Origin of the sequence: Mesorhizobium sp. Root102 (genome assembly GCF_001425625.1) — a bacterium.
Lineage (GTDB): Bacteria > Pseudomonadota > Alphaproteobacteria > Rhizobiales > Rhizobiaceae > Mesorhizobium.
Genome location: NZ_LMCP01000002.1, coordinates 213,704 through 232,313, shown reverse-complemented (window position 1 = coordinate 232,313; position 18,610 = coordinate 213,704). Strand labels below are relative to the sequence as shown.

Below are 18,610 nucleotides of genomic sequence, written 5' to 3'. Positions count from 1 at the left end.
AAAATGAGCGGCCTTGCCAGTCTGGTGCCGATGGTGATCGAGCAATCGAGCCGCGGCGAACGTGCCTTCGACATCTTTTCACGTCTGTTGCGCGAGCGCATCGTCTTCATCAACGGCGAGATCAACGACGACATCTCGGCGCTGGTCTGCGCACAGCTGCTGTCGCTGGAATCGGACAATCCCGACAAGGAGATCTCGCTCTACATCAACTCGCCGGGTGGCGTGGTGACCAGCGGCTTCGCCATCTACGACACGATGCAGTACATCAGTTGCCCGGTGTCGACCGTGTGCATGGGCTTCGCCGCCTCGATGGCTTCATTCCTGCTGATGGCAGGCACGCCGGGGCGCCGGATTTCCCTGCCGAACGCCACCATCCTGCTGCATCAGCCGCTGGGCGGGTTCCAGGGCCAGGCCTCCGACATCCAGCGCCATGCCGAGCGCATCGGCCAGACGAAGCGGCACATGGCTGAACTCTACGCGCAGCATTGCGGCCGCACCTATGATGAGGTCGAGCGCACGCTGGACCGCGATCACTTCATGACGGCCCGAGAGGCCCAGGCATGGGGCATCGTCGACCATGTTTTCGACACGCGAAAAAAGGCGGCATGAAGCCAGGGCCCTATCCGGCTCCTGCCGGTTGTCGAAGATTTGACGATGCCGGTTCTGGTCCCGTCGCCGGCACGTCACTATAGTCCTGAGATGACCGACACTCATCCGTCCAGACCATTGCGCCGCGTCATCGCCGTCGTGGTGCTCGCTTTTGCCGGCCTCGTGAGCGGCACGGCACTTGCCGAAGACAGTTCGCCGGCGCAGAAAGACGCTATGCCCGGCGTGACCGGCGACTATCGCATCGCCAAGCCGGCTCCCCAGCCCGAACCCGACGACGCGTTTCCCGGCAGCGGCAATGGCCAGTTCAAGATCGGCAATACGGATGTCAGGATTTCCGGCAGCATCACCGTCGATGTCGGCGCCGGCTCAATCGGGCTGCCGCGCCACTGACAGTGCGTGCCAGCGCGTGCTGCGTTGCGCCTATCGCCAACAAGACAATCCGCACATAAAAACGGCCCCGCCGTGCTTTGCGCAAACGGTCGGGGCCTTTTGGATCTCAAATCCAATTTTACCGGGAGTGTACTGCCGGCGTTTGATTTCGGATGCACCGCGGCATTCAGCCGACGATCCGACTAGCAGTCTCTGATTTTTGTGGGATATGGCAGGTCACGGTTTGTCGGGTGGCGCAAACGCTAAACCCTGGCACTTATGCCTGCTGCGGCTCCAGTGACAACTGGAACCCGAGGGGACGATCCGGTGGCGTCATAGCTCCGCTCCTGTGTCCGTTGCGACATTGTTGTCCCGAAGCACAAATCGCGAATGCCTGCGGCGTCTCGCAGGCCGCCTCTGGGCGGCGAGGCCATCGAAAGACGGCCGGCTTCGTTGACTGCTGGAGTCTGCTCCCCTGAGTCGGGGACGTCAACCATCAATAGCCGGTTACCGAAAAATGTGATCGCTGGGAGGTTACGTGCAAGTCAGTTTTTGCACAGCTTTGTCAGGAGCGTGTTCGGCCTTTGTTCTTTCCGCTTGCCCGTTCATGCGAAAGACGGTTAAACGCTTTGTCGGGAATTGTGGCGTCTCTCGACGTGGCGGCAAAACTACCTACATAGGGGATGGCCGGGAAAACCCGCCATTCCAGGAAATTCCAGACTCTGAGGCGGCGACCGGCGATGGCCGACCATAAATATCTTTCCATTCGCGGGGCGCGCGAACACAATCTGAAGAATGTCGATCTCGATCTGCCGCGTGACAGCCTGATTGTCATGACCGGCCTGTCGGGTTCCGGCAAATCGTCGCTAGCCTTCGACACCATCTACGCCGAAGGCCAGCGCCGCTATGTCGAAAGCCTGTCGGCCTATGCGCGGCAATTCCTCGAAATGATGCAGAAGCCTGACGTCGACCAGATCGATGGCCTGTCGCCCGCCATCTCCATCGAGCAGAAGACCACCTCGAAGAACCCGCGTTCGACCGTCGGCACTGTCACCGAAATCTACGACTACATGCGCCTGCTGTTCGCGCGCGTCGGCATCCCCTATTCGCCGGCCACCGGCCTGCCGATCGAGAGCCAGACGGTTTCGCAGATGGTCGACCGTGTGCTGGCGGTCGAGGAAGGCACGCGCCTGTTCATCCTGGCGCCGATAGTGCGCGGCCGCAAAGGCGAATACCGCAAGGAATTGCTGGAGCTGCAGAAGAAGGGTTTTCAGCGCGTCAAGGTCGACGGCGTCTTCTACGAGATCGCCGACGTGCCGGCGCTTGACAAGAAATACAAGCATGACCTCGACGTCGTCGTCGACCGTATCGTCGTGCGCGGTGATCTGGCAACGCGGCTTGCCGATTCCATCGAGACCGCGCTGAAACTGGCCGAAGGGCTGGCGGTCGCCGAATTCGCCGACAAGCCGCTCGATTCCAGCCAGACCGGCGAGGATTCGGTCAACAAGTCGAAGAACGAGACGCATGAGCGCATCCTGTTCTCGGAAAAATTTGCTTGCCCGGTCTCCGGCTTCACCATTCCGGAGATCGAGCCCAGGCTGTTCTCTTTCAACAACCCATTTGGCGCCTGTCCGACCTGCGACGGCCTCGGCAGCCAGCGCGCCATCGATGGCAATCTGATCGTGCCGGACGAAAACATCTCGCTGCGCGACGGCGCCGTCAGCCCGTGGGCGAAGTCGACCTCGCCCTACTACGCGCAGACGCTGGAGGCGCTCGGCAAAGCCTATGGCTTCAAGCTCGGTGACAAATTCAAGGATCTGACCGAAGAGGCAAAGGAAGCCATCCTGCGCGGCACCGGCGAGCGCGAAATCACCTTCCAGTACGATGACGGCTTGCGCTCCTACAAGACGACAAAAACCTTCGAAGGCGTCATCCCGAATCTCGAGCGGCGCTGGAAAGAAACTGAATCCGCCTGGATGCGCGAAGAAATCGAGCGCTTCATGTCGGCCACGCCTTGCCCGGTCTGCAAGGGTTATCGGTTGAAGCCCGAGTCGCTGGCGGTGAAAATCGCCGGCAAGCACATCGGCGAAGTCACCGAGCTTTCCATCCGCAAGGCCGACCAGTGGTTCACCGACCTGCCGGCGTCGCTCAACGACAAGCAGAACGAGATCGCGGTGCGCGTCTTGAAGGAAATCCGTGAGCGGTTGCGCTTCCTCAACGATGTCGGGCTCGACTATCTGACGCTGTCGCGCAATTCCGGCACGCTGTCGGGCGGCGAAAGCCAGCGCATCCGGCTTGCCTCGCAGATCGGCTCCGGCCTCACCGGCGTGCTCTATGTGCTGGACGAGCCGTCGATCGGCCTGCACCAGCGCGACAATGCCCGCCTGCTCGATACGCTGAAGCACCTGCGCGACATCGGCAACACGGTGATCGTCGTCGAGCATGATGAGGACGCCATCCTGCATGCCGACTATGTCGTCGACATGGGTCCGGCCGCCGGCATCCATGGCGGTGAGATCATCGCCCAGGGCACGCCGCAACAGGTCATGGCCAACCCGAACTCGATCACCGGCAAATATCTGTCGGGCGCGCTCGAAGTGGCGACGCCTGGCGTGCGCCGCGAAGCGAAGAAGAACCGCCGCCTCAAGATCGTCGGCGCGCGCGGCAATAATCTGAAGAACGTCACCGCCGAAATCCCGCTCGGCACCTTCACCGCCGTGACCGGCGTGTCGGGCGGCGGCAAGTCGACCTTCCTGATCGAGACGCTGTTCAAGGCAGCGTCGCGCCGCATCATGGGCTCGCGCGAGCATCCGGCCGACCACGACCGCATCGAGGGTCTCGAATTCCTCGACAAGGTCATCGACATCGACCAGTCGCCGATTGGACGGACCCCGCGTTCGAACCCCGCCACCTACACCGGCGCCTTTACGCCGATCCGCGATTGGTTCGCTGGGCTTCCCGAAGCCAAGGCGCGCGGCTACCAGCCGGGACGCTTCTCGTTCAACGTCAAGGGCGGCCGCTGCGAGGCCTGCCAGGGCGACGGCGTCATCAAGATCGAGATGCACTTCCTCCCCGACGTCTACGTCACCTGCGACGTCTGCCACGGCAAGCGCTATAACAGAGAAACTCTCGACGTGCTGTTCAAGGGCAAGTCGATCGCCGACGTGCTCGACATGACGGTCGAGGAAGGCGTCGACTTCTTCGCCGCCGTGCCCGGCGTGCGCGACAAGCTCGACACGCTGAAGCAGGTAGGACTCGGCTACATCCATATCGGCCAGCAGGCGACGACGCTGTCCGGCGGCGAGGCTCAGCGCATCAAGCTCGCCAAGGAACTGTCGCGCAAGGCGACCGGCAAGACGCTCTACATCCTCGACGAGCCAACCACCGGCCTGCATTTCCACGACGTCGCCAAGCTGTTGGAAGTGCTGCATGAACTGGTCGACCAGGGCAACACGGTGGTGGTCATCGAGCACAATCTCGAAGTGATCAAGACCGCCGACTGGGTGCTCGACCTCGGCCCCGAAGGCGGCGACGGCGGCGGCGAACTGGTCGCCTCCGGCACGCCGGAAGCGATCGTACGCGAGAAGCGCAGCTACACCGGCCAGTTCCTCAAGGAACTGCTGGAGCGGCGCCCCGGAGGCAAGCGCGAAGCTGCGGAGTGATGATCGGACCGGTTGGCGCCTGGAGCTTTTGAATGACAATCAGAAGAGCGCTTGCCGGTGATCTCCAAACCATCGTCTCGCTGACGGAAGCGGCCTATGCACCGTACACCGCGATGTTCGGCACACCGCCGATCCCGGTCACCGAGGACTATGCGCCGCGCATCGCGCTCGGCGAGGTCTGGCTTCTCGAGAGCGGCAGCGAACTTGCCGGACTGCTCACACTGGAACGGCATGACGATCACGCGATGATCTTTTCCGTCGCCGTCTCCCCTGACTTTCAGGGCAAACGCTTGGGCATTGCGTTGCTGAAACACGCGGACGCACAGACGCGCCTGTGGGGCCTGCCCGAGGTGCGGCTTTACACCAACGCCAGGATGGAGCGGAACATCGCACTCTATCTGGCCTACGGTTTCCACGAAACGGGTCGCCGGCCCAATCCCTACCGGCCAGGATGGGTACTCGTCGACATGGCAAAACCGGGCGATGAAACGGCCTGATTTTCGGAACTCGGGAGGATGACAATGAGCACATCGGGAACAATCCGCGCCGGCATGGGCGGCTGGACGTTCGAGCCGTGGGATACGTCCTTCTATCCCGACAAGCTTTCCAAGGCCAAGCAGTTGAACTACGCCACTCGGCAGGTACCGAGCATCGAGGTGAATGGCACCTATTACTCCAGCTTCAAGGAGCCGACCTTCGTCAAATGGGCCAGCGAGGCGCCGGACGGTTTTGTCTATGCGCTAAAGGGCAACCGCTTCGTCACCAACCGCCGCGTGCTCGGCGAGGCCGGCGAGTCGATGATGCGTTTCCTCGGCTCCGGCGTTGCCGCGCTCGGCGAAAAGCTCGGACCGATCCTGTGGCAGTTCGCGCCGACCAAGAAATTCGATCCCGACGATTTCGAGGCTTTTCTGAAACTGCTGCCGGAAAAGCAGGACGGCGTTGCGCTGCGCCATGCGGTCGAGGCGCGCAACGACAGTTTTGTCGTGCCGGAATTCGCCGCACTCGCGCGCAAGTACAAGGTCGCGATCGTCTATGCCGATCATGCCAAATATCCTGACATCGCCGACGTCACCGGCGATTTCATCTATGCCCGGCTGCAGACCGGCAGTGACGACAATCCCGATTGCTACACGCCGAAAGGCCTCGATGAATGGGCGGCACGCGCCAAGACCTGGGCGGAAGGCAAGGTGCCCGCCGATCTCCGACGTGCCGATCCGTCGACCGAGGCGCCGGTCAAGCCGCGCGACGTGTTCGTCTACTTCATCACCGAGGGCAAGGTACGCGCGCCGTTCGGCGCCATGGCGCTGATGAAGCGCGTGACAGACTAACGAGCAAAGCGCGTCTCCTATGCGTTTTGCACGTAGCAAGGCGCTTGATCGTGGCGTATTCAGCGTCATCGTAACCTTATCGACACTTCCTTGCTGCATGAATCCGGCACGTCAAGTTGCAGAGCTGGAACCGTCGCCGGCAAGGAAACGAGGGGCATGTCGCTCGACTACACTTCACTTCTGCTGGCTGTCGGCTTTTCCGCCGCCTGCCTGAGCCTGACATTGTTTGGCATGTGGCTGACCGCTCGCTCGGAAAAGTTCCTGCTGACATGGGCGATCAGCCTGGCGTTCGTGGTCGGCGATATTTTCGTCTATGACGCCTATATCGACATGCCCGGGCGCCTGCTGGGCATCGCCACGCTGGCTTTCCTCCTGCTCGGTTTTTCGACAATGCTGGGCGCCGCCTACCAGTTCAGAACCGGCGGCTCGCCGATGCAGCGGACGGTGCTTGGCAGCACCATTTCGCTGGTTGTGACGTTGCCCCCCATGGCTCTTGGCTACGACGGGCTGGGCTTCATGTTCGAAAACGCCTTCGCCGCATTGCTTCTGTTCGCAACGGCGCTCGAATACTGGAAAGGCCGCGACGAAGCCCCTGCCCTGACGATCGGCATCACCGGGCTCTACTCGGCCACGGCCACGTCCTTCGCTCTGTGCGCCATGGTTCTTGTCTGGGATGGAAAGCTGATCCTTGGTCATGCGCCCAGCAACTGGGCCGAGGAGCTGAGCCTCATCATCGTCATCGCCAGCATGACCGGTATCGGAGCGCTTTCCCTGGCGCTCAATCAGGGGCGCCTAGCCAGGCATCACCGCCACAATGCGCTGACCGACCCGCTGACAGGCCTGCTCAACCGCCGAGCCCTGTTCGACCTGCACGGCGATGCCCCGGTCGGCGCCTTCACGGCCGTGGTTGTCTTCGACCTCGACAGCTTCAAGGCCATCAACGACGAATTCGGCCATGCCGCCGGCGATGAAGTGCTGAAGGTGTTCGCCAGGGAACTCGCCGGCAATCTTCGCCCGGCCGACGTCGCCGCACGCATGGGCGGCGAGGAATTCGCGCTGGTGCTGAAGCGGACCTTGCCCGAAACGGTGGAAGCCACCGCCGAGGCCATACGGGCAGCTTTTGCCGCGCGTTGCATCGAAACCGAGATGGGTTCACTGACGTGCACGGTCAGTGCCGGATTTGCCTTCGGCACCAAGGAGGGTCTCAGCTTCGACAAGGTGCTCAGCGCCGCCGACAAGGCGCTCTATGCCGCCAAGCGCGGCGGCCGCAACCGCGTCACCGCCTCTCCATTCCGGCGCGCAAGCTGACCGCGCGCATCGATGCCGTTGCTATGATCGGGATGCGCGAAGGCGGCTCCTATGCCGCCATGACGATTTCATTGAAGGCATCCAGGTCGACATAGAAGACCTTGGTGATCTCCTCGATCAGGTCGTCGTATTCGCAGCCCTGTGATCTCAAGATGTTGATGGCGGCGATGATGTCGACACGTTCGGTAAGCCGCCGCTTCTGGTAGTCCTCGACGTAACGTTCCATGGCTGTCCCTTAGCCTGTGTGCCCAAACGCGTTTGAACGACAAACAGATCGCAGGAGGGAAGCTAGGAAGCCTTGCTTGCGTGGAACTTGCCGGCTGGAGCCTGCACCTTCCCTCTATCTGCAACCAACCAGACTGAAACGGAAGCGGCCGACTCACAAAAGCCAAGGGAAAGACTAGCACGCAGCCGATGCTGCGCCAGTGACGCGGAAGGCTGGATCTGATAAATATTGGACTTGCCAATGACTTGGGACCGTCAACTGAAGTCCGACGCCGATTCTACACCGTCAGGAACTTGCGGACATCCGCCCTGTCGAGATCTTCCGCCGGACCGGTATGGACGATCACGCCACGGTCCATGATGTTGACCTCGTCGGCCAACTCGCGGCAGAAGTCGAGATACTGTTCGACCAAGAGCACGGCAATGCCGGCCTGGTCGCGCAGATAGCGGATGGCGCGGCCGATATCCTTGATGATCGACGGCTGGATGCCTTCGGTCGGCTCGTCGAGCACCAGCAGTTTCGGTCGCATCACCAGCGCCCTGCCGATGGCGAGCTGCTGCTGCTGGCCGCCGGAGAGGTCGCCGCCACGGCGGCCGAGCATCTGCTTGAGCACCGGGAACAATTCGAAGACATGCGCCGGAATGTTGCGGTCGGCGCGCTTCAGCGGCGCAAAGCCTGATTCCAGGTTCTCCCGCACCGTGAGCAGCGGAAAGATCTCCCTGCCCTGCGGCACGAATGCGATGCCCGACCGGGCGCGGTCATACGCCGCGCTCCGGTCGAGCGCCTTCCCCTCGAAGGCAACGCTTCCGCTCGTCAGCCGGTGGTGGCCGACGATCGATCTCATCAAACTGGTCTTGCCGACGCCGTTGCGGCCGAGCACGCAGGTGATCTTGCCGGCGCCGGCCTTCAGCGACACGCCGCGCAGCGCCTGGGCGGCGCCGTAGTGCAGCGTGGCATCAGAAACTTCGAGCATGTCAGCGCCTTCTCCAGAACCGGAGAAACGACAGATCGAAGCGATGGAATTGAACCCGCCAGACCATGCTCATCTCCCCAGATAGACTTCGACGACGCGCTCGTCGGCCGAGACGAAATCGAGTGTGCCTTCGCTAAGCACCGAGCCCTCATGCAGGCAGGTGACCTTGACGCCGAGCTCGCGCACGAAATGCATGTCATGCTCGACGACGATGACCGAATGGTCGCGCGCGATGTCCTTGAGTAGCCGTGCGGTTTCCTCGGTCTCGGCGTCGGTCATGCCGGCGACCGGCTCGTCGACCAGCAGCAGCTTCGGATCCTGCGCCAGCAGCATGCCGATCTCGAGCCACTGCTTTTGTCCATGGCTGAGATTGGCCGCCAATTGGTCGCGTTTGTCGCCAAGCCGGATGATGCCAAGGATATCGTCGATCTGCCGCGCTTCGGCAGCCGAGCGGCGATGGAACAGCGCCGGGAAGATCGAGCGCGGCCCCCTCAGTGCCAGCATCAGGTTTTCCTCGATCGTGTGGCTTTCGAAGACGGTCGGCTTCTGGAACTTGCGGCCGATGCCCATCATGGCGATCTCGGCTTCATCGTGCTTGGTGAGATCGACTTGGCCGTCGAAGAACACCTCGCCCTCGTCGGGCCGCGTCTTGCCGGTGACGATGTCCATCATGGTCGTCTTGCCGGCGCCGTTGGGGCCGATGATGGCGCGCATCTCGCCCTTGTCGAGCACCAGCGACAGATTGTTGATGGCGCGAAAACCGTCGAAGGAAACCGAGACGCCGTCGAGATAGAGGATGGTGTTCGACTTTGACATGGCCGCTCACTCCGCCGGCTGCGGTTCGGGGCGGGATGCGGACCAGTCGCCGGGCTTTCTCGCCGCGCCGCGGGCGATTTTCGCCGGCGGCGGAACGTCGGCATCGGTGCCTGCTTCCTCGGCAATCGAGGCTGCTCGCAACGCCCTGGCGTTGCCGCGCCAGGAATCCCACATGCCGATGATGCCCTTGGGCAGCAAAAGCGTGACGGCGACGAACAGCCCGCCCAATGCAAACAGCCAGAATTCCGGCAGCACGCCGGTGAACCAGGATTTGCCGGCATTGACCAGCAGCGCACCGATGATCGGTCCGACAATGGTGCCGCGCCCGCCGACGGCGGCCCACACGACGACTTCAATCGAATTGGCCGGCTCGAACTCGCCGGGGTTGATGATGCCGACTTGCGGCACGTAAAGCGCGCCGGCAATACCGGCCATGACGGCCGAGACGGTGAAGGCGAACAGCTTTACATTCTCCGCCCGCCAGCCAAGAAAGCGCGTGCGGCTCTCGGCGTCGCGTACCGCCATCAGCAGCTTGCCGTATTTGGAGCCGACGATGGCCCAGGTGACAAAGACGGCGAGCGCCAGCGTGACGGCACTGGCGGCAAACAGTGCCGAGCGGGTCGCGTCGGCCTGCACGTTGAAGCCCAGAATGTCCTTGAAATCGGTCAGGCCGTTGTTGCCGCCGAAACCCATGTCGTTGCGGAAAAAGGCAAGCAGCAGCGCATAAGTCATCGCCTGGGTGATGATGGAGAGATAGACTCCGGTGACGCGGCTGCGGAAGGCGAACCAGCCGAAGACGAAAGCCAGCAGGCCAGGCACCGCGAGCACCATGAGGCCGGCAAACCAGAAATGGTCGAAGCCATACCAGAACCACGGCAATTCCTTGTAGTTCAGGAACACCATGAAGTCGGGCAAGATGGGATTGCCATAGACCCCGCGTGAACCGATCTGGCGCATCAGATACATGCCCATCGCATAGCCGCCGAGCGCGAAGAAGGCGCCGTGGCCAAGCGAGAGAATGCCGCAATAGCCCCAGACAAGATCGAGCGCCAGAGCGAGCAGCGCATAGCAGAGATATTTGCCGGTCAGCGCGACGATGTAGGATGGCACATAGAAGGCGTTGGCCGGCGAAACAGCCAGGTTCAGCAGCGGCACAATGATGGCCACCGCCAGCAGGATGAAGATCGTGATGGCGATGCGACGGTCAGCGCCCGCGGCGAAGAAGCGTCCTGACATCATGCTTCCACCGCCCTGCCCTTGAGCGCGAACAGGCCGCGCGGGCGCTTCTGGATGAACAGGATGATCAGCACCAGCACGACGATCTTGCCGAGTACCGCGCCGGCGTAAGGCTCAAGGAACTTGTTGACGATGCCGAGCGAGAACGCGCCGACCAGCGTGCCCCACAGATTGCCGACACCACCGAAGACGACGACCATGAAGCTGTCGATGATGTAGCCGCGGCCGAGATTGGGCGAGACATTGTCGATCTGGCTGAGCGCGACACCGGCAATGCCGGCAATGCCGGAGCCGAGCGCGAAGGTCAGCGCGTCGACCCACGGCGTCCTGATGCCCATCGAGGCGGCCATGCGCCGGTTGGCGGTGACGGCGCGCATCTGCAGGCCCCACGGCGTGCGCTTCATCACATAGAGCAGCACCGCGAACACGGTGAGCGCGAAAACCAGGATCCACAGACGGTTCCAGGTGATCGCAAGCTGGCCGATATTGAACGAGCCCGACATCCACGAGGGGTTGCCGACCTCCTGGTTGGTCGGCCCGAAGATCGAGCGCACAGCCTGTTGCAGGATCAGCGAAACGCCCCATGTCGCCAGCAGTGTTTCCAGCGGCCGCCCATAAAGGAAGCGGATGACGCCGCGCTCGATGATCAGGCCGACCAGAGCGGAGACCAGGAAGGCGAGCGGCAGCGCGATGACCAGCGACCAGTCGAACAGGTCCGGAAAAGACGTACGGATCACCTGCTGGACCACGAAGGTCGTGTAGGCGCCCAGCATGACCATCTCGCCATGCGCCATGTTGATGACGCCCATGACGCCGAAGGTGATGGCAAGCCCGATCGCCGCCAGCAGCAGCACCGAGCCCAATGAAATGCCGTACCAGATGTTCTGCCCGGCATCCCAGAAGGCCAGCGTCGAATTGATGTTGCCGATCGCGGCTGTCGCGGCTTGCTTGACCGCGTCCGCGGAATTCGCCTCGACAGACGTGAGCAGGGAGACAGCATCACGGTCGCCACGCGCGCCGATCAGCGCGATGACAGCCAGCTTGTCGGCTTCAGGCCGATCCGAGACAAGAACTGAAGCGGCACGGGCCTGTTCGAGCAGAGCCTTGACGCTGGCCACGCTCTCGCTGGCGATTGCCGTATCGAGCGGCCCGATGTTTGCCGCATCAGGCGTCTTGAACATGGTGTCGGCGGCGGCAATACGCCCTGCCGGGTCCTTGGCGCCAAGCGTCAGCGTGCCCAACGCATCGCGGATGACGCGGCGCAGCGTGTTGTTGACCTTGATCTTGGTGATGTCGTTCTTGGCCGCCTCGCCCGATGCCTCGCCGTTCAGCGGGTCGAGAAGCTGGACGCCTTCGCCCGCTTCCTTGCCGACAAACACCAGGGAATCGACTTTGCGGACATAGAGGTTGCCGTCGGCCAATGCCGCAAGCGGCCGCTCCACCGCCGGATCGCCGGCAGCCGCCAGTTCGTGGACGACGGCTCCGATCTCCGAAAAACCCTTGGCCGTCGCGAATTTGGCGATGATGCCGCGCAGATCGGCCTCGCCAGCGCCCGATGACGACAGCGTCGCCAGCAGGAACAACAGCGTCAAGCCCGCGCGGATTATGGTCATCGGCTTCTGTTACCCCTTGAAGGTTGAATTGGGCGTCCGGACGGCGGAGGAAGCCGTCCGGACGCGCGCGGTCATGGGCATGGATCTGACGGTCCAGCCCGGGGAGGATCAGTTCGTGCCCTTGCCGCCGCACTTGCCGGTGGCGACATTGAAGTTGCCGCAGGACAGAGGCGCGCGCCAATCGGAGATCAGGTCCTTGGAGTCGGGCAGATAGTCGGACCACTCGTCGCCCATCACCAGGCCTTGTGTGCGCGACACGGTTTCGAACTGGCCGTCGGCCTGGATTTCACCGATCAGCACCGGTTTGGTGATGTGGTGGTTCGGCATCATCGTCGAATAGCCGCCGGTCAGGTTCGGCACCGACACACCGATCATGGCGTCGATGACCTTGTCCGGATCGGTGGTGCCGGCCTTCTCGACCGCCTTCACCCACATGTTGAAGCCGATATAGTGGGCTTCCATCGGGTCGTTGGTAGTGCGCTTGTCGTTCTTGATGAACTTGTGCCAGTCGGCGATGAACTTCTTGTTTTCGGGCGTGTCGACGCTCTCGAAGTAGTTCCAGGCGGCGAGATGGCCGACCAGCGGCGCGGTGTCGAGACCGGCAAGCTCTTCCTCGCCGACCGAGAAGGCCATGACCGGGATGTCCTCGGCCTTGATGCCCTGGTTGCCGAGTTCCTTGTAGAACGGCACGTTGGCGTCGCCATTGACGGTCGAGACGACGGCGGTTTTCTTGCCGGCCGAACCGAACTTCTTGATCGCCGAAACCTCGGTCTGCCAGTCGGAGAAGCCGAACGGCGTGTAATTGACCATGATGTCTTCCGCCGCGACGCCTTTGGCCTTCAGATAGGCCTCGAGGATCTTGTTGGTGGTGCGCGGATAGACGTAGTCGGTGCCTTCCAGCACCCAGCGCTTCACCGAACCGCCATCCTCGCTCATCAGATAGTCGACAGCCGGGATTGCCTGCTGGTTCGGCGCCGCACCCGTGTAGAACACGTTGCGCTCGCTCTCCTCGCCCTCATACTGGACCGGATAGAACAGGATGTTGTCGAGCTCCGAGAACACCGGCAGCACCGACTTGCGCGACACGGAGGTCCAGCAGCCGAACACCGCCGCGACCTTGTCCTTGGAGATCAGCTCGCGCGCCTTTTCGGCAAACAGCGGCCAGTTGGAAGCCGGATCGACGACGACCGCCTCGAGCTTCTTGCCGAGCAGGCCGCCCTTGGCGTTCTGCTCGTCGATGAGCATCAGCATGGCGTCCTTCAGAGTCGTCTCCGAAATCGCCATGGTCCCCGACAGCGAATGGAGAATGCCGACCTTGATCGTGTCGTCGGCAGCCTTGGCGGGCGCAGCGAACAACAGGCCGGCGGCAACCACGCTCGCCGAAAAGATTTTTGTTATGGTCGAGAAATTACCCCTCATATTACAGACTCCCAAGCTGGTTGATTGCACCGCAACACTACAATGCAACCCCCATGCCAATCGCCTTGGTGATGCCGAAGGGAAACGAATAATCCAGCATTATCAGCAGCTTGAAATATTAGCCTTATAAAAATAAAGAAGGCCGGTCAAAATTTGATTGAGAGAAATTTGCGCAGCATGCCCGATGATTGCCTAATTTTCGCCCATTTTGGCAAAATGCCTAGATTTTGATCTTTATAGGCGTGTCGCAGACGACCGGTGTTGCGGCGCAGTGCAAAAATGGGGCAAGCTCGTTCCCCAACCGAGCGACGTCATGGCTTTAGGCATTTCACGCATTTCCATCGGCATACTGGTTCTGGCGGCAGCAACCGGGACCGCACGAGCCAACTTTAGCGACGGCAAGATGCCCGACGGCATCTATCACTGCGAGGTCTACCTGCTCGGCATGTTCCTCAACCTCGGCGACATCACCATCAAGGGGAACGTCTATAGCGGCCCAATTTACACCGGCCTTGGCACCTTCGGCACCGCGCAGCAGGGGTACAATTATCAAATGGACGCAAACGGCGTGATCTCCTGGCTGGGACCGCTCGGCGGCTATACCGCCGGCGGCAACTCGCTGTCGCTGACCCAGGCAACGCTGGACGGCCAGAGCGCGCCCTCCTTCGACATCATCATGAAGCAACCCGACGGCGCCTTCACCGCCTCGACCTGCACCAGGGGAAACAGCCAGTAGCCGATTCCCTGGGCAACAGCCGCCGCCTCAGTGGCCTGCCCGTCTCTCATGTCATCTGGATGTTGCCGAAGCTGGATAGGCAGCGGTGCGCCGTCCCATCCACCTTGAGAGGCAGACACCATGGCCAACTCCCCGTCTTCTTCCTCCCCTGTCATTCGCGACGTCATCGCCGAGCGCGTGTCGCGCCGGGCCCTCCTGAAAGGCAGCCTTGCATCCGGTGCGCTGATTGCCGGCGGCAGCTTTGTCGGTTCGTTGTTTGCCGGTGAAACACATGCCGCGGCAGCGCTTTCGACGCTCGGCTTTCCCGAACTGAAGCGCGTCTACGACAAGACCCATGCGGCCGCCGAAGGCTATGAGACCACGATCGTCGCACGCTGGGGTGACCCGCTTGTCGCCGGCCTGCCGGAATTCGACGGCAACAAGGTCGTTGCCGACGAGCAGGAAAAGCGCTTCGGCTACAAATGCGACTACATCGCCTTCCTGCCATTGCCGAAAGGTACGGTGAATTCCGATCACGGCCTGCTTTGCGTCAACAACGAGTACATTTCGCCCAATGTCATGTTTCCCGGCATGACCGAGGATGACGCCGGCAAGACGATGAGCAAGGAGCAGGTTGACCTCGGCATGGCCGCCATGGGTCATTCGATCGTCGAAGTGCTGCTGAAGGACGGCAAGTGGAGCATCGTCGAGGACAGCCCGCTCAACCGCCGCATCACGGCAAACACCGAAATGACCGTTTCCGGCCCCGTTGCCGGCCACGCACTGATGAAGACATCTGCCGACGCGACCGGCACGAAGGTGCTCGGCACCAGCTACAATTGCAGCGGCGGCTTCACTCCTTGGGGCACCGTGCTGACCTGCGAGGAAGGCGTTTCCGACCTGTTCGGCGGCGACCCAAAGAAGGCGCCGACCGCCGACATTCTTGATCGCTATGACTTCGATGGCTCCGACATCTATGGTCGTGGCCGTTTCCATGATCGCTTCAATCTCGACAAGGAGCCGAATGAGGCCAACCGCTTCGACTGGGTGGTCGAGATCGACCCCTACGATCCGGCTTCGAAGCCGGTGAAGCGCACGGCCCTTGGCCGCATGTCGCACGAAGCGTCCACGGTCGTCCTCAACAAGGATGGCCGCATCGTCGTCTACATGGGCGACGACGACTATTTCGAATACATGTACCGGTTCGTCTCCAACAAGGCCTACGATCCTGCCAAGCCGGCCTCCGGCAACAGCCTGCTGGATGACGGCGTGCTTTCGGTTGCCCGTTACGACGCCGACGGCTCCATGACCTGGCTGCCGCTGGTCCACGGCCAAGGCAAGCTCACGGCTGAAAATGGCTTTGCCGACCAGGCCGAAGTGCTGCTGAAAACACGGCTCGCAGCGGATGCACTGGGGGCGACGCCGATGGACCGCCCCGAGGACATCGAGACCAATCCGGTGACCGGCCGCGTCTATGCGGTGATGACCAAGAACAAGAAACGCGACCAGTCGAAAGTCAATCCGGCCAACACGCGTCCGGAAAACCTCTGGGGCCACATTGTCGAGCTGATCGCGCCGGGTGGACGCGGCGCAGACGCCGACCACACGGCCGACAAATATGCCTGGGATCTGTTCGTGCTTTGCGGCAACCCGAAGGACGCGGCAGTCGGAGCCACCTTCCACCCGGACACGTCAGACAATAGCTGGTTCGTCTGCCCCGACAACATCACCTTCGATCCGGCTGGCCGCCTCTGGGTGGCGACCGACGGGGCCAATGATTTCGACCTGCCGGACGGCGTCTATGGCGTCGACACCGAAGGCCCGGCGCGCGGCCTGCCGAAACTGCTGTTCACCTGCCCGCATGGCGCGGAGGCGACCGGCCCCTGCTTCACGCCGGACGGCACGACCTTGTTCCTGTCGGTCCAGCACCCGGCCGAAGACGCCGAGACACTCGACAAGGCACAGACGCTATGGCCCGACTTCAGGGATGGTCAACTGCCGCGACCTTCCGTGGTCGCCATCCGCCGCAAGGACGGGCAGCCGGTCGGCGCCTAGCCCCAGACAAAAAGGCGGAACGCGCGTTACGCGTTCCGCCTGGCGGTCAGGGAGGACACTGGAATTCCACGTCACCCCGACCGTCGGGGCGGTGATTTGTCGGCTCAAATCGTCTTTGCCGACATCTGCGCGGCGATGTAGTCGGCCTGGCGGATCGCCAGCGACACGATCGTCAGGGTTGGGTTTTCGGCAGCTCCAGTGGTGAACTGGCTGCCGTCCGACACGAACAGGTTCTTGATGTCGTGCGCCTGGCCGTGCTTGTTGACGACGCCGTCGGCCGCTTTCTCGCTCATCCGGTTGGTGCCGAGATTGTGGGTCGACGGATAGGGCGGCGTCGGGAAGGTGCGCGTGGCACCAACTGCCGCATAGAGCGCCGTCGCCTGCTTGTAGGCGTGGTTGCGCATCGCGGTGTCGTTCGGATGGTCGTCGAAATGCACGTCGGCGATCGGCATGCCGTGCGCGTCCTTCTCGTCGGCATGCAGCGTGATGCGGTTCTCCGCGCGCGGCATGTCCTCGCCGACAATCCACAGGCCGGCCATGTGGTCGTAGTGATCGAGTGCGGTGGTGAACGAGCGGCCCCAGGCGCCGGGATCGAGGAAGGCGGCCATGAACGGCAGGCCGAGCGACAGCGTCTCGAATTCGTAGCCGCCCACGAACCCACGGGACGGATCATGACGCGCCTCGTCGCGGATGATGCCGGCCATGGTGGTGCCGCGATACATGTGCACCGGTCTGTCGAAGATGGCGTAGACAGAGCCGGTGGTGTGCCGCATATAGTTCTTGCCCACCTGCCCCGACGAGTTGGCAAGCCCATCGGGGAATTTGCCCGACGCCGAATTGAGCAGCAGGCGCGGGCTTTCGATCGAGTTGCCGGCAACGGCCACGATGCGGGCCTTCTGCTCCTGCAGCTTGCCGTCCTTGTCGGCATAGACGACGCCGGTCACCTTTCCGCTAGCGTCGTGGTTGATCTTGATCGCCATGGCGTTCGGCCTGACTTCGAGATGGCCTGTCGCCTCGCCCTTGGGGATCTCTGTGTAAAGCGTCGACCATTTGGCGCCCCATTTGCAGCCCTGGAAGCAGAAGCCGGTCTGCTGGCAGGACATGCGGTCATCACGATCGACCGAGTTGATCGCCATGTTGCCGGTGTGGCATTCCTTGTAGCCGAGCTTGTCGGCGCCGGCCTTCAGCACCTTGAAGTTGTTGTTGCCCGGCAACCGCGGCCAGTCATTGGTGCCGGTGACGCCCATCTTGGCTTCGGCCTTGGCGTAGTAGGGCTCCATTTCGGCCAGTGTAATCGGCCAATCGAGCAGATTGGCGCCTTCCAGTTTGCCGTAGGTCGACAGTGTCTTGAACTCATGCTCCTGAAAGCGCAGCGAGGCTCCGGCCCAATGCGTGGTCGAACCGCCAACCGACTTGACGATCCAGGCCGGCAGGTTCGGAAAATCCTTGGCCACACGCCAGTCGCCGGACGTGGTGCGCTTGTCCGTCCAGGCGAGTTGGGCGAACGAACCCCACTCGTCATTGATGAAATCCTCATATTCGTGGCGCGCGCCGGCTTCCAGGATGACGACGTCGACACCCTTCTGGGCGAGTTCGTTGCCGAGTGTGCCGCCGCCGGCGCCCGAGCCGATGATGACGACCACGCCGTCGTTGTTCAGATCAAATGAAGCTGCCATGGTTTCCTCCCATGATTTCTGTTTGCGGTTCAGGAACGACGGGGCTCAGAGCCACTCGATGTCGTCGAAACCGCGCGCGATGTAGCCGCCCTTGGAATAGGACTCGCCCTCGTAACCGAAGATCGGCCACACCTCTTTCTGGTTGTAGAGGCCGACGACGAGGCCGCCACGGATGGCCTGGAAGAATGGCGTCGCCTCGATCTGCTTCAGCACGCCGACGCGCTGGTCCTCCCAGCCGAGACCCCGATAGCCGCCATCGCCGGACTTCTTGTCGAGGTCGGCGATGCCCTCTTCGATCATCCCCTTATAGGGGGCGTCCTTGCCGGCCTGCTCGTCATGACCCTTCACCGCAATGGCGTAATATTTGTCGGGAACCTGATCGTGCGGATAGATGTCGCGCGCCATCTGGATCAGCGTCGCCATGGTTTCAGGCTTGAGCGCCGATGTCTCGAGCCCCCAGGCATGTTCGGGGCTGATGACGGCGCTGCCGGAGATGACGAGCAGCGCGCCGATGCCACCGCGTTTGAGGAGCTCGCGACGTGAAAGCCCAGGCTTTGCGTCATAGATCGTGACCATTTTATTCCTCCCTGCTTGCTATGTGCACT

Annotated in this window: 16 protein-coding genes; 8 read left to right on the top strand and 8 right to left on the bottom strand. The window is 62.2% G+C overall.

Features of this window, described 5'->3' with window-relative positions:
- Window positions 1-3: 3 nt before the first annotated feature.
- The 6 genes from ASD12_RS04480 (at window position 4) to ASD12_RS04455 (ending at window position 7,276) form a co-directional block, all read left to right on the top strand.
- A complete protein-coding gene (locus tag ASD12_RS04480) occupies window positions 4-609 on the top strand; it encodes an ATP-dependent Clp protease proteolytic subunit (RefSeq protein WP_056582308.1) in 606 nt (201 codons plus the stop codon).
- Between the two features lie 90 nt (window positions 610-699).
- Entirely contained in the window at window positions 700-999 is a 300-nt protein-coding gene (locus ASD12_RS04475) for a hypothetical protein (RefSeq protein WP_056582406.1), read from the top strand.
- Window positions 1,000-1,718: 719 nt separating this feature from the next.
- Window positions 1,719-4,640 carry an excinuclease ABC subunit UvrA gene (uvrA, locus tag ASD12_RS04470; protein ID WP_056582306.1) on the top strand — a complete coding sequence of 974 codons (2,922 nt, stop codon included), beginning with the start codon at window positions 1,719-1,721 and terminating at the stop codon, window positions 4,638-4,640.
- A 32-nt stretch (window positions 4,641-4,672) separates the two neighbouring features.
- A complete protein-coding gene (locus tag ASD12_RS04465) occupies window positions 4,673-5,137 on the top strand; it encodes a GNAT family N-acetyltransferase (protein WP_056582303.1) in 465 nt (154 codons plus the stop codon).
- Between the two features lie 24 nt (window positions 5,138-5,161).
- Complete coding sequence (locus ASD12_RS04460; protein WP_056582301.1) at window positions 5,162-5,968, top strand: DUF72 domain-containing protein; 807 nt, start codon at window positions 5,162-5,164, stop codon at window positions 5,966-5,968.
- Window positions 5,969-6,124: 156 nt separating this feature from the next.
- Window positions 6,125-7,276: a GGDEF domain-containing protein gene (locus ASD12_RS04455; RefSeq protein ID WP_056582300.1), complete on the top strand. Its 1,152-nt coding sequence runs from the start codon at window positions 6,125-6,127 to the stop codon at window positions 7,274-7,276.
- A 49-nt stretch (window positions 7,277-7,325) separates the two neighbouring features.
- On the opposite strand, the gene ASD12_RS34765 is transcribed toward ASD12_RS04455, so the two are convergent.
- From ASD12_RS34765 to urtA, 6 genes are all read right to left on the bottom strand, one after another.
- The gene (locus ASD12_RS34765) at window positions 7,326-7,502 is read right to left on the bottom strand and encodes a hypothetical protein (protein ID WP_081294751.1); all 177 of its coding nucleotides are present in this window, start codon (window positions 7,500-7,502) and stop codon (window positions 7,326-7,328) included.
- Window positions 7,503-7,779: 277 nt separating this feature from the next.
- Complete coding sequence (gene urtE / locus ASD12_RS04450) at window positions 7,780-8,475, bottom strand: urea ABC transporter ATP-binding subunit UrtE (RefSeq protein WP_056582298.1); 696 nt, start codon at window positions 8,473-8,475, stop codon at window positions 7,780-7,782.
- A 69-nt stretch (window positions 8,476-8,544) separates the two neighbouring features.
- Window positions 8,545-9,291 (bottom strand): urea ABC transporter ATP-binding protein UrtD, encoded by a 747-nt coding sequence (gene urtD / locus ASD12_RS04445; RefSeq protein WP_056582296.1) that lies wholly within the window; start codon window positions 9,289-9,291, stop codon window positions 8,545-8,547.
- A gap of 6 nt (window positions 9,292-9,297) precedes the next feature.
- Window positions 9,298-10,530, bottom strand: coding sequence for an urea ABC transporter permease subunit UrtC (urtC, locus tag ASD12_RS04440; protein ID WP_056582293.1), 1,233 nt, complete (start codon window positions 10,528-10,530; stop codon window positions 9,298-9,300).
- Window positions 10,527-12,140, bottom strand: coding sequence for an urea ABC transporter permease subunit UrtB (gene urtB, locus ASD12_RS04435; protein ID WP_056582291.1), 1,614 nt, complete (start codon window positions 12,138-12,140; stop codon window positions 10,527-10,529). The genes urtC and urtB overlap by 4 nt, the downstream gene beginning before the upstream one ends.
- 108 nt (window positions 12,141-12,248) lie before the next feature.
- Entirely contained in the window at window positions 12,249-13,559 is a 1,311-nt protein-coding gene (urtA, locus tag ASD12_RS04430) for an urea ABC transporter substrate-binding protein (protein ID WP_056582289.1), read from the bottom strand.
- A 313-nt stretch (window positions 13,560-13,872) separates the two neighbouring features.
- Here urtA and ASD12_RS04425 point away from each other — a divergent pair, with 313 nt between their 5' ends.
- The gene (locus tag ASD12_RS04425; RefSeq protein ID WP_056582287.1) at window positions 13,873-14,295 is read left to right on the top strand and encodes a hypothetical protein; all 423 of its coding nucleotides are present in this window, start codon (window positions 13,873-13,875) and stop codon (window positions 14,293-14,295) included.
- Between the two features lie 120 nt (window positions 14,296-14,415).
- The gene (locus ASD12_RS04420; protein ID WP_056582285.1) at window positions 14,416-16,329 is read left to right on the top strand and encodes a PhoX family phosphatase; all 1,914 of its coding nucleotides are present in this window, start codon (window positions 14,416-14,418) and stop codon (window positions 16,327-16,329) included.
- A 104-nt stretch (window positions 16,330-16,433) separates the two neighbouring features.
- Here ASD12_RS04420 and ASD12_RS04415 read toward each other — a convergent pair whose 3' ends face one another.
- Together ASD12_RS04415 and ASD12_RS04410 are read right to left on the bottom strand one after the other, a co-directional pair.
- Entirely contained in the window at window positions 16,434-18,005 is a 1,572-nt protein-coding gene (locus ASD12_RS04415) for a GMC family oxidoreductase (RefSeq protein WP_056582284.1), read from the bottom strand.
- A 45-nt stretch (window positions 18,006-18,050) separates the two neighbouring features.
- A complete protein-coding gene (locus tag ASD12_RS04410; RefSeq protein WP_056582282.1) occupies window positions 18,051-18,581 on the bottom strand; it encodes a twin-arginine translocation pathway signal in 531 nt (176 codons plus the stop codon).
- Between the last annotated feature and the right edge of the window lie 29 nt (window positions 18,582-18,610).